A 15,608-nucleotide genomic window follows, 5' to 3' on the forward strand; every position below is an offset into this window, starting at 1 on the left:
CTGTCCAACGACCTGCAGACCGCCTCCGAGCAGGCGGTGCAACTCGTCGCTGCGCTCAGCAGACACGACCGGATGACACGCGGGCATACCGAACGTGTCCGCGCCTACGCGGATGTGATCGCTCAGGAGATGAGACTGTCGGGCGACGAACTGGAACATCTCCGATGGGGAATGCTGTTGCACGACATCGGCAAGCTCAACGTTCCCGTCGAGATCCTGAACAAGCCGGGCACACCCACGGAAGCGGAGTGGGCAATCATCCGCACCCATCCCGCCCAAGCGGCCAGACTCCTCCTCCCGCTCGAGCCCTGGCTTGGACACTGGGTGCTCGCGGCGACCGAACACCATGAGTGGTGGGACGGCAGCGGCTACCCGCTCGGCCTCAAGGGCGACGAGATTCCCCTGTCGGCGCGCCTGATGGCGCTGGCCGATGTGTTCGACGCGCTGATTTCCAAGCGCCACTACAAGGTCGCCTTCCCGCTCGAGGAATCCATCCGCATCATCGTCGACGGCCGGGGCAAGCATTTCGACCCGCGCATCGTCGACTGCTTCCTGCAGCGCATCGAAGACTTCACCAGCATCGCCGACCGCTACGCCGACCATCCCGAGGACGCCGGAAAGGAAGATTCATGAACGCACGCCGCCTGCTGCTGGCCGTACTGGCCTGCCTGCCCGCCATTGCCTTCGCCCAGTCTGCCCCCGGCAACGGCAAGAAGGCGTTCAGCGAAGTCATGGCCACCCGCGCCACCCTCGACCAGTTGCGTGCCGGCGGCCATGTGCTTTACATCCGCCATGGCAATACCGACAACAGCCGGGCCGACCGCTTCCCCAACGTCGATCTCAACGACTGCGAGACGCAACGCATCCTCAACGATGACGGCCGCAGACTGATGCGTGAAATCGGCAGGCAGTTGCGCGAGGCAAGGATTCCGGTCAGCGAGATCCTGGTCAGCCCGATGTGCCGCACCCGCGAATCGGCCACCCTGATGTTCGGCGAGCGCTTTGCGGTCAGCGAACCGCTGATGTATTCGGCCAACATGACCAGCGAAGAGAAGAAGCCGCGCCTGGCCGCGCTCGCCCGCATCCTGCGCGACCCGGTGGCCGCCGGCAGCAACCGGGTACTGGTCGCCCACGCCCCCAACCTCGCCGACCTGATCGGATTCTTCGTCAAGCCGGAAGGCACGGTCGTGATCTTCGCCCAGCGCGGCGACGCCGGTTACGAGTACGTCGCCAGCATTCCCCCCGGGTTGTGGCCGCAACTGCTGCGCTGACCCCGATGCTGCTGCGTCGCCTGCAATTCCTGCTGCTGTTCTTCATGCCCGTGGTGGTCGGCATTGCCACAGCATTCCTGTTCGGCTGGCAGACGCTGACGCAGTACGAAGACGACAACCGCCGCCAGGCCGACGCTCACGCCGGCGACCTGCGCGTCCAGGCCGACGCCGGCCGGCTGGCGCTCGACATGCAGAAAATCCAGGGCCTGCTCATCGGCCTGCTGGGCGAAGCACGCGCCGGCAAGGCCGACGAAGCCAGGGCCTACGAGGTCCATACCGAAGTCGTCGATGCCCTGGCCACGCTCGAAAGACGACTGGCCAAGCTGCATAGCGACAACCCCCACATGGAACTGGACGAGGCGTTTCAGCGTGCCCACGGCGCCTTTCTCGATTACCGGGCACAGGCCATCTCGACCACCGACATCGTCAGCATCGACCCGAGCGTGGCCGGCACGCATGTGGAAAACGCCTACGTCTTCTACATGAAATTCGCGACCCAGATGCACGAACTGGCCGCCAACCTGAGCCAGGCCTCACTGGAACGCATGGCCGTGGCGCAGCAGCAGCGTCAGGAGAGCATGGCGCGCGCAGCCAGCACTTCCTGGCTGCTGTTCTTGCTGATGGTCCTCTTCTGGCTGGCCGTCGTCTGGGCCACCGCCCGCTACATGGCGATTGTCGCTACCGCCCTCAAGCGCCTGGGCGAGGGCGGCACGCTGGAAGCCGGCGATGTCGGTCAACTGCGCCAGGTCAAGGGCTTCTTCCTCAAGGATTTGTCCCAGGCCGTGATGGCCTTCGGTGACAGCCTGCGCGGCCGGGCGCAGGCCGAGGCCGGCCTGCGCCAGGAGCGCCAGCAACTGACGTTGTTGCTGCACAGCATGCCCGACCTGATCTGGTTCAAGGACGCCGACGGCCGCTACCAGCGCTGCAACCCGCGTTTCGAGCGCTTCGCCGGACGCAGCGAGGCCGAAATCGTCGGCAAGACCGACCTCGAACTGTTTCCCGAGGAAGACGCTCAGCGCTACCGCAAGCTCGACCGGATCGCCATCGACGCCGGCTATCCGGTTGCCCATCAGGAATGGCGGCAATTCCACGACGGTCACCGCGAACTGCAGACCATCCACAAGGTCGCGATTCGCGACGAAAACGGCGCCCTCTTCGGCATCCTCGGCGTCGGCCGCGACATCACCGCCGAACACCTGGCCGAGGAAGAGGTTTTCGCCAGCCAGAAGGCCCTGGCCCGCACCCAGGCGATTGCCCGGATCGGCAGCTGGAGCTTCGACTTTTCCGACAATCGCCTGAGCGGCTCGGCCGAAGCGGCCAGCATCATGGGACTGCCGCTACAGGGCGGCATCGCCCCGCAGGACTTCTTCGCCGCCATCGACGCCGCCGACCGCGAACGGGTCCGTGAGAACTGGCAGCAGGCCGTGCACCACGGCATTTTCGACGTCGAGCACCGGATCACCGCTGGCGACCGCAACAAGTGGGTCCGCCAGCGCGCCGAGATCGAGTTCGACGACAACGGCAGGGCACGCCGGGCCAGCGGCATGGTCCAGGACATCACCTCGATCAAGGTGGCGACCGAAGCGCTGCGCCGCCGCGAGGAGCTGTTCTCGACCATCGTCGGCCAGGCCGAGCACGGCATCCTGCTGATCGACGTGAAACGCATGGGCTTCGTCGAATTCAACGATGCCGCCTGTCAGCATCTCGGCTACAGCCGCGAAGAGTTCGCCGACCTCGACCTGTACGCAATCCAGACCGATGCCGGCAAACACGCCGAGGTGGATGACGACATCCACCGCGTCCTGCGTGACGGCAGCGCTTCTTTCGAGCGGCGTTATCGCTGCAAGGACGGTTCAAGCCGCATCTTCTCGCTGTCGGTCAAGGCCATCCATCTCGACGACACGCCGCAGGCCGCCATCGTCTGGAGCGACATCACCGAACGCAAGCAGTCGGAAGAAGACCTCGAACGCTACCGCAATCACCTCGAGGAACTGGTCACCGCCCGCACCGTCGAACTGGCCGAAGCGCGCGACGCCGCGCAGGCAGCCAGCCGTTCCAAGAGCGCCTTCCTGGCCAACATGAGCCACGAGATCCGCACCCCGATGAACGCCATCATCGGCCTCACCCACATGCTTCGCCGCGAAATCGGCGATCCGCGCCAGGCCCAGCAGCTCGACAAGGTCGCCGGGGCCGCCACCCACCTGCTCGGCATCATCAACGACATTCTCGACTTCTCGAAGATCGAGGCCGGCAAGATGTCGCTCGAACCCACCGATTTCGACGTCGACCGCGTCATCGGCGACGTGTGCACGCTGGTCAGCGAAAAGGTCCAGGCCAAGGGCCTCGAACTGGTCGCCGACATTTCCTCGCTGCCGCCCGCCCTGCATGGCGACGGTCTGCGGCTCGGCCAGATCCTGATCAATTTCCTGAGTAATGCCGTCAAGTTCACCGAGCGCGGCAGCATCGTCGTGCGCGGCAGCATCCTCGACGAAACCCCGGAAGACCTGCTGATCCGCCTCGAAGTCCAGGACAGCGGGATCGGCATGAACGAGGAGCAGCTATCGCGCCTGTTCCGCGCCTTCGAACAGGCCGACGCCTCGACCACCCGGCGCTACGGCGGCACCGGCCTGGGGCTGGCGATCACCCGCCGGCTGGTCGACCTGATGGGCGGCAAGCTGGGTGTCAACAGCACGCCCGGCCAGGGCAGCACCTTCTGGATCGAACTGCCGTTCGGCAAGGTGGCCGGCTTCAATCACCGCAGCAACGCCGATATCCTGCCGCCCGGCACGCGCGCACTGGTGGTCGATGACATCGAGGACGCGCGCATCTCGATGGCCGCGGTGCTCAGTGAACTGGGCGCCCGCCCCGACTGTCTGGCCAGCGGCGACGACACCCTGGCCCGCCTGCAGGCGGCCGAAGCCGAAGGCGCCCCCTACGGCCTGCTGCTGCTCGACTGGCAGATGCCGGGCCTCGACGGCATCGAGATCGGCCGGCGCATCCAGGCCGCGCAACTGGCCCAGGCGCCGAAAACCTTCCTCGTCAGCGGCACCCTGGGTGCGCCGCGCGACGACATGAGCAGCCTGGGTTTTGCCGGTTTCATTCCGAAGCCGCTGACCCCGTCGAGCCTGCTGGTTGCCCTCGAACGCCTGGAAGACCGCCTGGATCGGAAACATCACCGCCAGCGCGTCGACGACAGCAGCGAAGACATGACCCTGCTGCGCAGCCAGCTCGAGGGCTACCATGTGCTGCTCGCCGAGGACAACCTGCTCAACCAGGAAGTCGCACTCGACATGCTGCGCCAGGTCAATCTGCGCGTCGATGTCGCCGACGACGGCTGCCAGGCCGTGGACATGGTCGGCAAGACGGCCTACGACCTGATCCTGCTCGACGTCCAGATGCCGAACATGGACGGTCTCGAAGCCGCCCGCCGCATCCGCCAGCTTCCCGGCCGCGAAAACATCCCGATCCTGGCGATGACCGCCAACGCCTTTGACGAGGACCGCGAAACCACCCGCACCGCCGGCATGAACGAACACATTGCCAAACCGGTCGAGCCGGCCGTCCTGTACACCGCGCTGTTGCGCTGGCTGAAAGGCGGCGACGCCGGCCGCTCATCCGGCCTGCCCGCGCCGGCCGCCGGCGACGAAGTCTGCCAGGGTCTGAGCAGCCTGCCCGGACTCGACTGCAAGCTCGGCCTGCGCTCGACGCTCGGCCAGAGCGAACGCCTGTGGCGCCTGCTCGACCAGTTCTGCGGCACGCACCGCGACGACGGCCACCGCATCGAACAACTGCTCGCCGACGGCGACACGCCGACCGCCCGGCGACGCGCCCACTCGCTCAAGGGCTCGGCGGCCACCCTCGGTCTGCTGCAGATTTCCGCCAGAGCCGGCGAGATCGAACAGGGCATCGGCAGCGACATGACGCCGGAAGCCTCGGCCGCCCTGCCGACGGCGGCGCTGACCGCCTTGCTGACCGAATTCTGCGATGCCTTCGCCGCCCTGCGCGAAGCCCATGAACGAGCCGTTGCCGACATTCCCGCGCCGACCGTCGATTACGCTCGCCTGGCCGGCGAACTGGCAGAACTACGCGAATTGCTGGCCAGTGACGACATCAATGCCCAGGATCACTTCCACCGGCTGCAGCCCCGCCTGGTGCTCGCCGCCGGCCGCTCGGCCACCCGCCTGGGCAACGAAATCGAGAATTTCGCCTACGCCGAGGCACTGACCACGCTCGACGCCATCGTCGCCGCCGACCCCGGCCTGCGCGGCCAGGGCTGAGCCCGCCCCACGCTTCAGATTGTCGACAAGGTGACATCGACGACACCGCCGATGGCCAGGAATTCGTCCTCGCCCTGCAGCACGCCGGGTAGCAGCCCGCAGTGGAAGAATATCTTGGTCAGCGGCATGTCCACCGTCAGGATGTAATCGCCGAACTCGCAGGCCCGGTCGCGGCTGCAGGTGAAGGAATTGAGGTTGTTGAGCAGGATGGTATGGCGTCCGCCGTCCCGACTGTCCAGGATTTCATGATCGGCCACCCGGTTGACGCCGCGATACAGCGTCACATGCCTGGCCCCAGGATGGCGACGGGCGAGTTCATGCTGGCAATAGGTATAGACCAGGTCGAACTGCGACTCCAGCGCGCTGGTCCCGTACAGCCCCTGTGAGCGCATTTCCATGTAATGCAGCCAGGCGTCGTCGTTGGTGTCGCGCAGCGGCTGGCCATGCCAGCGCGGCAACAGGCCGAAGCGGGATTCGACCCAGCCCTTGAGCACCGCGCCCTCGCGGCTGTCGGCATCGAAGCTCCAGCCGCGGATCATGCGCGCGTAATTGGCGCGGGCGCGTGACTTGTGGTTGCCGGTGAAACCCATTTCCTCCGGCCATTCGAGCTGGAAATGCACGGTCAGGTAATCGCGGAAGACTTCTCCGCGCACCGCCGGATCGTCACCGGCTCCGCCCAGGCGGCGGAACAGGTCGCGGTGCAGTTCGGCAACGCCGTCGAGCAGCAGCGGCGAGGGATGGCGCTGATAGGTCAGGCTACCGAGCACGACCGCCGGCAGGTTGCAGCGGTTGATCGGCAGGCGCGCCTCGCGCGGCAGTGTCGCTTTGTCGTCACCCCTACACAAGCCAGGGTCTTTGTCGCAAAGCCCCGCCCTGCCCCCATCCGCAGGTTTGTCTGTTTTCATTTAATAAACAACAACTTGGAATCTGTCAGTCGAGCTGGCACGCAACGTGCAGAAGGTCAGTCGCGACACTCACCAATTCCTTTTCAAATCGACTGACAGAAACAAGGAGATTACACCATGGCAAAACTGCGTCAATGCGCCATTTATGGCAAGGGCGGCATCGGCAAGTCGACCACCACCCAGAATCTGGTGGCGGCACTCGCCGAGTCCGGCAAGAAGGTCATGATCGTCGGCTGCGACCCGAAGGCTGACTCGACCCGCCTGATCCTGCACAGCAAGGCCCAGACCACGGTCATGCACCTGGCTGCCGAAGCCGGCTCGGTCGAAGACCTCGAACTCGAAGACGTCCTTTCCGTCGGTTTCGGCGGCGTCAAGTGCGTCGAATCCGGTGGCCCGGAACCCGGCGTCGGCTGTGCCGGCCGCGGCGTCATCACCGCCATCAACTTCCTGGAAGAAGAAGGCGCCTATGACGAAGACCTCGACTTCGTCTTCTACGACGTGCTCGGTGACGTGGTCTGCGGTGGCTTCGCCATGCCGATCCGCGAAAACAAGGCCCAGGAAATCTACATCGTCTGCTCCGGCGAAATGATGGCCATGTACGCCGCCAACAACATCGCCAAGGGCATCGTCAAGTACGCCAACTCCGGTGGCGTGCGTCTGGCCGGCCTGATCTGCAACTCGCGCAACACCGACCGCGAAGACGAACTGATCATGGCCCTGGCCTCGCGCCTCGGCACCACCATGATCCACTTCGTGCCGCGTCACAACGTCGTGCAGCACGCCGAAATCCGCCGCATGACCTGCGTTGAATACGATCCGACCCACAAGCAGTCCGACGAGTACCGCGCCCTGGCCAACAAGATCGTCAACAACACCAACTTCGTCATTCCGACCCCGGTCGAAATGGAAGAGCTGGAAGAGCTGCTGATGGAATTCGGCATCCTGGAAGCTGAAGACGAATCCATCGTCGGCAAGACCGCTGCCGAACTGGCCGCCTGATAGTCGCCATCGGGACCGCCACTCCGGTGGCGTCCCACAGAGTTTTCAAAACCAACTGTGGCGTCGTGCACAGATAGATGCCGGCGCAACGAAAGGAGTTTCACATGGCAGCGCTTACCCGCGAAGAATCGGCCGCCCTCATTGCCGAGGTGCTGGAGATTTACCCCGAGAAGGCCAAGAAGGACCGGGCCAAGCACTTGATGATCAACGACACGTCGTTGGAAACGTCGAAGAAGTGCATCACCTCCAACCGCAAGTCCCTGCCGGGCGTCATGACCATGCGCGGTTGTGCCTACGCCGGTTCCAAGGGCGTGGTCTGGGGTCCGATCAAGGACATCATCTCGATCTCGCACGGCCCCGTCGGCTGCGGCCAGTACGCCCGCGCCGGTCGCCGCAACTACTACGTCGGCACCACCGGCGTCGATGCCTTCTGCGAACTGAACATCACCTCGGACTTCCAGGAACGCGACATCGTCTTCGGCGGTGACAAGAAGCTGGCCAAGCTGATCGAGGAAATCGAAATCCTGTTCCCGCTGAACAAGGGGATTTCGGTTCAGTCGGAATGCCCGATCGGCCTGATCGGCGACGACATCGAAGCCGTTTCCAAGAAAGCTGCTGCCCAGATCGGCAAGCCGGTCATCCCGGTCCGCTGCGAAGGCTTCCGCGGTGTTTCGCAGTCGCTCGGCCACCACATCGCCAACGACTCCGTCCGCGACTGGATCCTCTCCAACCGCGACGGTCAGGCTTTCGAAACCACCCCGTACGATGTGGCCATCCTCGGCGACTACAACATCGGCGGCGACGCCTGGGCTTCGCGCATCCTGCTCGAAGAAATGGGCCTGCGCGTGGTTGCCCAGTGGTCCGGCGACGGCACCCTGGCGGAAATGGAAAACACCCCCAAGGTCAAGCTGAACCTGCTCCACTGCTACCGCTCGATGAACTACATCAGCCGGCACATGGAAGAGAAGTACGGGATTCCCTGGATGGAATACAACTTCTTCGGCCCGACCAAGATCAAGGAATCGCTGCGCAAGATCGCTTCCTTCTTCGACGACAAGATCAAGGAAGGCGCCGAGCGCGTCATCGAGAAGTACACGCCGATGATGGATGCCGTGATCGCCAAGTACAAGCCGCGCCTCGAAGGCAAGAAGGTCATGCTCTACGTCGGCGGCCTGCGTCCGCGTCACGTGGTCGGCGCCTACGAGGATCTGGGCATGGAAGTGGTCGGCACCGGCTACGAATTCGCCCACAACGATGACTACGATCGCACGATCAAGGAAATGGGCGATGCCACCCTGATCTACGACGACGTCACCGGCTACGAGTTCGAAGAGTTCGTGAAGGCCTGCAAGCCCGACCTGATCGGCTCCGGGATCAAGGAAAAGTACGTCTTCCACAAGATGGGCATTCCGTTCCGCCAGCTCCACTCCTGGGATTACTCGGGTCCGTACCACGGCTGCGATGGCTTCGCCATCTTCGCCAAGGACATGGACCTGACGCTGAACAATCCCTGCTGGAACATGATGAAGGCCCCGTGGGACAAGGCCCCCGTCGAAGCTGAACAGAAGGCTGCCTGATCAGGCGGCAATCCTAAACTTACGCCCGCATCCACGGATTGGTGGTGCGGGCGAAGGAGATCAAGATGCAAACCGTAGAGAAAATCAAGCCGTGTTTCCCGCTGTTCCGCGATGACGACTACAAGGAAACGCTGAAGGGCAAGAAGGTCTTCGAAGAAGGCCACGCGCCGGACAAGGTCCGCGAAACCTTCGAATGGACCACCACCAAGGAATACCAGGAACTCAACTTCAAGCGCGAAGCGCTGACGGTCAACCCGGCCAAGGCCTGCCAGCCGCTCGGTTCCGCCCTGTGCGGTCTGGGCTTCAAGAAGTCCCTGGTGTACATCCACGGCTCGCAAGGCTGCGTGGCTTACTTCCGTACCTACTTCAACCGCCACTTCAAGGAACCGATCGCCTTCATCGCCGACTCGATGACCGAAGATGCAGCCGTGTTCGGTGGCCAGAAGAACGTCCATGAAGGCCTGGCCAACGCGACCAAGCTCTACGACGCGGAAATGATCGCCATGTCCACCACCTGTATCGCCGAGGTCATCGGCGACGACTTGAACGCGTTCATCAACAACGCCAAGAACGAAGGTCATCTGGACAAGGACTTCCCGGTGCCGTTCGCCCACACCCCGTCGTTCGTCGGCAGCCATGTCACCGGCTGGGACAACATGGAAGAAGGCATCCTGCGCTACTTCACGCTGAACACCATGGAAGGCAAGGTCATCGGCTCGAACGGCAAGATCAACATCGTGCCGGGCTTCGAGACCTACCTGGGCAACTACCGTGTGATCAAGCGCTACATGAAGGAAATGGGCGTCGATTACACCATGCTCTGCGATCCGGAAGAAGTGCTCGACACCCCAGCTGACGGCGAATTCCGCATGTACGCCGGCGGCACGACGATGGACGAGGTCAAGGATGCGCCGAACGCCATCAACACCTTCCTGATCCAGCCGATGACCTGCGAGAAGACGAAGAAGTTCGTCGAGAACACCTGGAATCACGAAATCCCGAAGACCAACATCCCGATGGGTGTGGAATGGACCGACGATTTCCTGATGAAGGTCTCGGAAGCCACCGGCAAGGAAATCCCGGCCTCGATCAAGCTCGAGCGCGGCCGCCTGATCGACATGATGACCGACTCGCACGCCTGGCTGCACGGCAAGAAGATGGCCATCTACGGCGATCCGGACTTCCTGATGGGCATGGTCAAGATGATGCTGGAATTCGGTATCGAGCCGACCCACATCGTCTGCCACAACGGCGGCAAGAAGTGGGCGAAGGCCATGGAAAAGCTGCTCGCCAGCTCGCCCTACGGCGTCCATGGCAAGGCCTACCCGGGCGCCGACCTGTGGCACCTGCGCAGCCTGTGCTTCACCGACAAGCCGGACTTCCTGATCGGTAACAGCTACGCCAAGTTCATCCAGCGCGACACCGTGCATAAGGGCAAGGAGTTCGAAGTTCCGGTCATCCGCATCGGCTTCCCGATCTTCGACCGCCACCACCTGCACCGGATGACGACGCTGGGCTACGAAGGCGCGATGTACGTCCTGACCACCCTGACCAACGCGGTTCTCGAACGTCTCGACGACGAAACCCGCGAAATGGGCGTCACCGACTACAACCACGACCTGGTCCGCTAAGTCGCAGCCAAGAGCCGGGCGGCCCCGCCGCCCGGCTCGCCACCGGAGTAAGCAATGGCCAACATCATGATTCGCCAGAATGCGGCAGGCGGGCTGGTTTTCTACCTGCCCAAGCGCGACCTGGAAGCTGCCATCGAGTCCATCGAGTTCGACACCGCTGACAAGTGGGGTGGCGTGCTGATGCTGGAGAACGGTGGCAGCTACTACGTTGACCCGATCGCCAAACCTGCCCGCCTGCCCATTTCGGTCCGGGCCAAGCGGCTGGGCGCGGCGGAAGACTGAGTTTAGGAGAAGCATCATGGCAATGTATATCGATCCCGACATGTGCACCGCCTGCGACGATTGCCGTCCGATCTGCCCGACCAAGGCGATCAAGAAGGGCAAGGTGTTCTACACCATCGACGCCGCCACCTGCACCGAGTGCGAGGGTGAAAACGACACGCCGATGTGCGTGAACGTCTGCCCCTCGGGCTGCATCTCGCCGGCCTGAGTACGGCTAACCGAGCATCCGGCAATGGGTGCTCCATTAACCGCCTTCATCCCAGGAGATTCCCATGAGCCAACCCGTCGCCTCCCGCGAAGCCGCACTGCGCATTGCCTTGGCCGCCCGAACCCTGGAAGGGCTCGATGTGCGCGCCCTGGTCAATGCCCTCTCCGACAAGCTCGAACTGCCGATCACCGAGAGCAAGCTCGCCGGCCTCACCGTCGAGGAGCTGCGTGAAATCCTCGCCGGCGACCACGCCGACGAAAACTGCACTGTCGGCGTCGCCCCGGAAGCGCTCAAGCAGGCCGTCCGCATCCTCTGGGGCGAAGACATCGGCGCCACCGACAAGCCGGTCCCCGCCGCCTACCAGGATGGCGACATGCCCGGCTCGATCCGCGTCGCCGTCGCCTCCAACCGCGGCGAGAACCTCGACGGCCACTTCGGATCCTGCGAAAACTTCCTGATCTACCAGCTCTCGCCCAGCGAAATCCGCCTCATCGACGTGCGCTCCGGTCTGGACGCCGATGCCGCCGAAGACCGCAACGCCGCCCGCGCCGCCGTCATCAACGACTGCCAGATCCTCTTCCTGCAATCGATTGGCGGCCCGGCCGCGGCCAAGGTCGTGCGGGCCGGCGTGCATCCGCTGAAAAAGCCCAAGGGTGGCCCGGCCCGCGAAATCCTCAGCGAACTGCAAGCGGTCCTCGACAACCCGCCGCCCTGGCTGGCCCGCATCATGGGCGTCAGCGCCGGCTCGCTCGAACGCTACGCCGAAGCCCTGGACGAAGAGGAAGCCTGAGATGACCCCCGAACGCCTCAACGAAGTCGTCGCCGCCGTCACCCGCAAGCAAGACGTCACGGCCCTGAGGGCCGGCTTTCCCGAACTGATCTTCACCGAATGCAGCGAAGACGACATCTCGCCGCGGTTGAAGCCGGTCGCCGAAACCCCGGAAGCGCTGATCTACCTGATCACCGGCGTCAGCGGTCATTGCCTGGAAGCGACCAGCGACCTGGGCGTGGCCAACGGCGTCATCGTGGCCAGTCGGGACAGCGACGAGATGTGAGAAAACGGCTGTCGCATTTCCCACAACAATGCGACAACACCTTTACAAAACAACAACTTAGACAGTGGCACCAAATTTGCTGAACTGGAATGCGTGCCCCAGGACTGCAAATTACCGGAAGGTGCCGGCGCAGACCTGGACATATACACACCGAACAAACCGCGGTCGGCAGCCACTGGCCCGGAACTTGTCAAGAAAGGAAATAGTCATGGCTGAATACACTGCGCTGACCCGTGGCGGCGCCACCTGGGTTCCCGAGTTCGTCGTCGCACTGGCCGAAGACAAGTGCATCGGCTGCGGCCGCTGCTACAAGGTCTGCCCGCGTGACGTGCTGAATCTGATCGACTCCGACGAGGACGAGGACGAGGACGAAAGCGCCGCCGCCAAGATGACGCTGAAGGATCTCGACGACTGCATCGGCTGCAGCGCCTGCGGTCGCGTCTGCCCCAAGAGCTGTTTCACCTACGCACCGCTGGCGGTGTGATCGCGCCTTGCCGTTGGCGCCGCCAACGGCAAGGACAGCCATCAAGCGTCATTCGCCCGGGCATGGTCCAGCAAACGACAGAACGTCCGACAGGCGGGCTTTGCGCGCATTGCCCCCTGTCTCCAGCCTTTCCCGAAGCGGATCGCTGCCAACCCGGGGATGCTTGCGTGCGCGCCCACAGCGGCCGCCAGATCGACCGCTTTTTTCGTCGCAACCCCGGCGAAGCCGAGAACTACCTCGACGACATCTTCTGGGAGCGGCGCGCCATTGCCGCCCGCTACGCCCCGATTGACCGGATCTTCCGGCTGCGCAGCGACAGCGACGAAGTCGTCCGTCGCGTCGTCGCCGGCCGCCTGCCGGACAGCCAGCTGCACGCGATGACCCGCGACCCGGACCGTGAGGTCCGCCTGAGCGTCGCCGCCCGCCTGCCGGAAACTGAACTGCAGCAACTGATCGACGACAGCGATTACCTGGTCCGCGCCACCGTCGCCCGGCGTCTGCCGCACGGCCAGCTCGCCCAGATGGTCCGCGACCCGGAGCGCGAAGTGCGCAAGGTCGTCGCCAGCCGGCTGCCGGCTTTTGCCCTGCACCTGCTGGCCGACGACGCCGAACCCGAAGTCCGCGCCATCGTCGCCGAACGCGCCCTGCCCGAACTGTCCGCCCGCCTGCTCGCCGACAGCGAGTGGTGGGTCCGCCTGGCCGCCGTCGGCAACGCCCCGCCGGAACTGCTGCCGCCGCTGCTCGACGACCCGGAACTCGAAGTCCGGGAAGCCGTCGCCGGCCGACTCGCCGAAACCCCAGCCACCCCTACCGCCGGAAAGTGATCATGAAAAGCAACCAGGCCTGGACCGAATACTGCAAATCCCTGTCGCCCGCGATTGTCGAAACCTGCGCCCGTACGCCGGTCAGCGCCGGCGGCGCCAGCCTGGCCCGAGCCCTGCACGAAGCGCTGCCGGACTGGCAGTTCCGCCATGCCCTGGCGCGCGGCGGCTGGTATCGCCTGGGCGGCATCGTCGATGAACACGGCCAGCGGATCACCGACAATCTCGAACAATGGGTCGAAGACGCGCTCGATGCCTGCGACGGCGACATCCAGCAACTGATCGAGGAAAACGAAGGGCGGACCCTGTACGCCACGCGCCTGGTCGGTCAGACCCATTACCTGACCGCCAACGTCGGCGACGAGGCCGACAATTTCCTGCAACTGGAAATCGAAGACCTGCAGGAAATGCGCGCGCATCGCCTGTTCAGCAACGAACCGACGACGCTGGAAGAACTGGTCGACCCGCGTGGCGGCAACCTCAACCCGCTGCCGCTCGGCCTGCCCTATTACACGCTGCGCCGCATCCAGCACATCGGCGCCTTCCTCAAACGCATGCAGACGCAAAAGCAGGAAGCGGCGCCCATCCACCGCATGCTCGACGACTGGTCGAAGAGTAGCGCTGGCGCCAACAGCGACTATGCCAACCACTGGGTCATCGCCACCCGCGAACACCTCGACCGCTATCACCAGCCGATCTTCCGCGCCCAGCCAATCGCCACCCTGCCCGGCGACCCGCCGGATTTCGCAGCCGTCCCCGGCACCAGTGGTCTAGGCCTCCAGGAAGCCCTGCAACGTTTCGACCGCGCCGTCGGCTACCCGATGGCCTGGTACTTCCACATGCTCACCACCAAGGCCGTCCCGCACTGGGTCGCCCAGAGCACCGTCGAAGACGCCCTGACCGGCTTCGCCTACCTGCCACAACGCGACGTGGACATCATCCGCAACTGGCTGCACCGGCCGTACGCGGTTTGAGCGGCTTGCGAAGCCCAGACGCACGAACTTGGCCATGGCAGCAAAGCGGCGCCCGAGGCACCGCAGACCGGGCGGGCGGAACTACTGCGTCGACTCGAAGCGCAAATAAGCGCGATTGACATTGCCCCGGTGCAAATCATCGAAATTACGCAGATGCCTGAACGCGGGCGCATCGTTCAAGGCGGCGACAGCGGCATCCACCCCCGCCATGTCCTCGGCGAATTTCTTCACGCCGCCGACGACGAAAGCCAGATAGTCAGCCGTTTCGCGCTGGGCCTGGGCGACATCGCAGACGCGGCCGTGACCGGGCACGATGCGCGCCGGCTGCAAGGCAATCGCCTGCCGATACGCCGCCAGCCAGGTTTCGGCATTGCTCTCGGGCAGGATACCGAGCAAACGGTCGACGTAAATCAGGTCGCCAGAAAACAGGATTTTCTCCTGCGGCAGCCAGACCACGGTATCGCCGGCAAAGTGTGCATGCCCGAAGTGACGCAACACCAGCGTACGACCACCGAGGGTCAGCGTCTGCATGTCGCCCGTCAGCGGCTGGGCAGCCGGCGCCGGTAGCGTGCCATCCATCTGCTCCTTCAGCTCGCGCGCCAGCGACTCGATCTGCCCCTGGCCAAGACGCGTCTGATCCGTCGCCGTGCGCTGCAGCGCGATGATCTGCGCACCCTGCGCGGCAAAATAGGCGTTGCCCAGCCAGCGATGATCCTGAACACCGGTGTTGATCACCCATTTGACCGGCTTGCCGGTCAGCCTGCGGGCTTCGCCATCGAGCAACCTGGCAGCAACGCTGGACGCCCCCGAATCGATCAGGATGGCCCCTTCCGGCGTATCGATCACCCCGTAATTGGCGTTCAAGCCAAAATTCCCATACAAGCGACCCGCGGTCTGGCCGATCAGCGCAAACACCCCGTTGCCAAGCTGATCGACCGTCAGCACCGCCTCGGCGCGAACTGTCTGGGCAAACAGCATCATGGCGCCAGTCAGCGCCAGCAGAATTCTTTTCATTGTGTCTTCCTCCTCCGTCAGGGCGATCAGTTTATAACCGATTACTGATTTTCGTGACAGGAAAGACCAGTAGCGCCGTTAGCTTGGCGCTCAGCTCATGAGCAGTTCAG

15 protein-coding genes and 1 pseudogene are annotated in these 15,608 nt (G+C 64.0%); 14 read left to right on the top strand and 2 right to left on the bottom strand.

Annotation, left to right across the window (positions count from 1 at the left end):
- From Q0799_RS07465 to Q0799_RS07475, 3 genes are all read left to right on the top strand, one after another.
- Positions 1–633, top strand: a 633-nt coding sequence (locus tag Q0799_RS07465; protein ID WP_298396486.1) for an HD-GYP domain-containing protein, incomplete at its 5' end; no start/stop codon positions are given.
- Entirely contained in the window at positions 630–1,271 is a 642-nt protein-coding gene (locus tag Q0799_RS07470; RefSeq protein ID WP_298396489.1) for a histidine phosphatase family protein, read from the top strand. The genes Q0799_RS07465 and Q0799_RS07470, both read left to right, overlap by 4 nt.
- A 5-nt stretch (positions 1,272–1,276) precedes the next feature.
- On the top strand, positions 1,277–5,548 hold the full coding sequence (locus Q0799_RS07475; RefSeq protein WP_298396492.1) for a PAS domain S-box protein: 4,272 nt from the start codon (positions 1,277–1,279) through the stop codon (positions 5,546–5,548).
- A 14-nt stretch (positions 5,549–5,562) separates the two neighbouring features.
- Here the strand turns inward: Q0799_RS07475 and Q0799_RS07480 are convergent, their stop codons facing one another.
- Entirely contained in the window at positions 5,563–6,393 is an 831-nt protein-coding gene (locus Q0799_RS07480; RefSeq protein ID WP_298396495.1) for an NAD(+)--dinitrogen-reductase ADP-D-ribosyltransferase, read from the bottom strand.
- Between the two features lie 177 nt (positions 6,394–6,570).
- On the opposite strand from Q0799_RS07480, the gene nifH reads away from it, so the two are divergent.
- The 11 genes and pseudogenes from nifH (at position 6,571) to Q0799_RS07530 (ending at position 14,484) form a co-directional block, all read left to right on the top strand.
- Positions 6,571–7,452, top strand: coding sequence for a nitrogenase iron protein (nifH, locus tag Q0799_RS07485; RefSeq protein WP_298396498.1), 882 nt, complete (start codon positions 6,571–6,573; stop codon positions 7,450–7,452).
- 104 nt (positions 7,453–7,556) lie between these two features.
- Complete coding sequence (gene nifD, locus Q0799_RS07490; protein WP_298396501.1) at positions 7,557–9,029, top strand: nitrogenase molybdenum-iron protein alpha chain; 1,473 nt, start codon at positions 7,557–7,559, stop codon at positions 9,027–9,029.
- A 65-nt stretch (positions 9,030–9,094) separates the two neighbouring features.
- Positions 9,095–10,660: a nitrogenase molybdenum-iron protein subunit beta gene (gene nifK / locus Q0799_RS07495; RefSeq protein WP_298396504.1), complete on the top strand. Its 1,566-nt coding sequence runs from the start codon at positions 9,095–9,097 to the stop codon at positions 10,658–10,660.
- 54 nt (positions 10,661–10,714) lie between these two features.
- Positions 10,715–10,942, top strand: a complete 228-nt coding sequence (gene nifT / locus Q0799_RS07500; RefSeq protein ID WP_298396507.1) for a putative nitrogen fixation protein NifT — start codon at positions 10,715–10,717, stop codon at positions 10,940–10,942.
- Between the two features lie 16 nt (positions 10,943–10,958).
- Positions 10,959–11,150 (top strand): 4Fe-4S binding protein, encoded by a 192-nt coding sequence (locus Q0799_RS07505; RefSeq protein ID WP_298396509.1) that lies wholly within the window; start codon positions 10,959–10,961, stop codon positions 11,148–11,150.
- Between the two features lie 64 nt (positions 11,151–11,214).
- Positions 11,215–11,940 carry a dinitrogenase iron-molybdenum cofactor N-terminal domain-containing protein gene (locus Q0799_RS07510; protein WP_298396512.1) on the top strand — a complete coding sequence of 242 codons (726 nt, stop codon included), beginning with the start codon at positions 11,215–11,217 and terminating at the stop codon, positions 11,938–11,940.
- 1 nt (position 11,941) lies between these two features.
- Positions 11,942–12,205 (top strand): DUF6129 family protein, encoded by a 264-nt coding sequence (locus Q0799_RS07515; RefSeq protein WP_298396515.1) that lies wholly within the window; start codon positions 11,942–11,944, stop codon positions 12,203–12,205.
- Between the two features lie 64 nt (positions 12,206–12,269).
- Positions 12,270–12,350, top strand: a pseudogene (locus Q0799_RS15180) (hypothetical protein); the annotation flags it as partial.
- Positions 12,351–12,413: 63 nt separating this feature from the next.
- A complete protein-coding gene (fdxB, locus tag Q0799_RS07520; protein WP_298396518.1) occupies positions 12,414–12,689 on the top strand; it encodes a ferredoxin III, nif-specific in 276 nt (91 codons plus the stop codon).
- 62 nt (positions 12,690–12,751) lie between these two features.
- Positions 12,752–13,513 (top strand): 4Fe4S-binding leucine-rich repeat protein, encoded by a 762-nt coding sequence (locus Q0799_RS07525; RefSeq protein WP_298396521.1) that lies wholly within the window; start codon positions 12,752–12,754, stop codon positions 13,511–13,513.
- Between the two features lie 2 nt (positions 13,514–13,515).
- Entirely contained in the window at positions 13,516–14,484 is a 969-nt protein-coding gene (locus Q0799_RS07530; RefSeq protein ID WP_298396524.1) for a hypothetical protein, read from the top strand.
- 81 nt (positions 14,485–14,565) lie between these two features.
- Here Q0799_RS07530 and Q0799_RS07535 read toward each other — a convergent pair whose 3' ends face one another.
- Positions 14,566–15,498 (bottom strand): MBL fold metallo-hydrolase, encoded by a 933-nt coding sequence (locus Q0799_RS07535; protein ID WP_298396527.1) that lies wholly within the window; start codon positions 15,496–15,498, stop codon positions 14,566–14,568.
- Between the last annotated feature and the right edge of the window lie 110 nt (positions 15,499–15,608).

Source organism: uncultured Azonexus sp. (assembly GCF_937982035.1).
Lineage (GTDB): Bacteria > Pseudomonadota > Gammaproteobacteria > Burkholderiales > Rhodocyclaceae > Azonexus.

What these genes read in the sequence shown, in the direction of transcription:
- Q0799_RS07470 (WP_298396489.1), top strand. Translation starts at nt 630, where the DNA reads ATGAACGCACGCCGCCTGCTGCTGGCCGTACTGGCCTGCCTGCCCGCC.
- Q0799_RS07475 (WP_298396492.1), top strand. Translation starts at nt 1,277, where the DNA reads ATGCTGCTGCGTCGCCTGCAATTCCTGCTGCTGTTCTTCATGCCCGTG.
- nifH (WP_298396498.1), top strand. Translation starts at nt 6,571, where the DNA reads ATGGCAAAACTGCGTCAATGCGCCATTTATGGCAAGGGCGGCATCGGC.
- nifD (WP_298396501.1), top strand. Translation starts at nt 7,557, where the DNA reads ATGGCAGCGCTTACCCGCGAAGAATCGGCCGCCCTCATTGCCGAGGTG.
- nifK (WP_298396504.1), top strand. Translation starts at nt 9,095, where the DNA reads ATGCAAACCGTAGAGAAAATCAAGCCGTGTTTCCCGCTGTTCCGCGAT.
- nifT (WP_298396507.1), top strand. Translation starts at nt 10,715, where the DNA reads ATGGCCAACATCATGATTCGCCAGAATGCGGCAGGCGGGCTGGTTTTC.
- Q0799_RS07505 (WP_298396509.1), top strand. Translation starts at nt 10,959, where the DNA reads ATGGCAATGTATATCGATCCCGACATGTGCACCGCCTGCGACGATTGC.
- Q0799_RS07510 (WP_298396512.1), top strand. Translation starts at nt 11,215, where the DNA reads ATGAGCCAACCCGTCGCCTCCCGCGAAGCCGCACTGCGCATTGCCTTG.
- Q0799_RS07515 (WP_298396515.1), top strand. Translation starts at nt 11,942, where the DNA reads ATGACCCCCGAACGCCTCAACGAAGTCGTCGCCGCCGTCACCCGCAAG.
- fdxB (WP_298396518.1), top strand. Translation starts at nt 12,414, where the DNA reads ATGGCTGAATACACTGCGCTGACCCGTGGCGGCGCCACCTGGGTTCCC.
- Q0799_RS07525 (WP_298396521.1), top strand. Translation starts at nt 12,752, where the DNA reads ATGGTCCAGCAAACGACAGAACGTCCGACAGGCGGGCTTTGCGCGCAT.
- Q0799_RS07530 (WP_298396524.1), top strand. Translation starts at nt 13,516, where the DNA reads ATGAAAAGCAACCAGGCCTGGACCGAATACTGCAAATCCCTGTCGCCC.
- Q0799_RS07535 (WP_298396527.1), bottom strand. Translation starts at nt 15,498, where the DNA reads ATGAAAAGAATTCTGCTGGCGCTGACTGGCGCCATGATGCTGTTTGCC.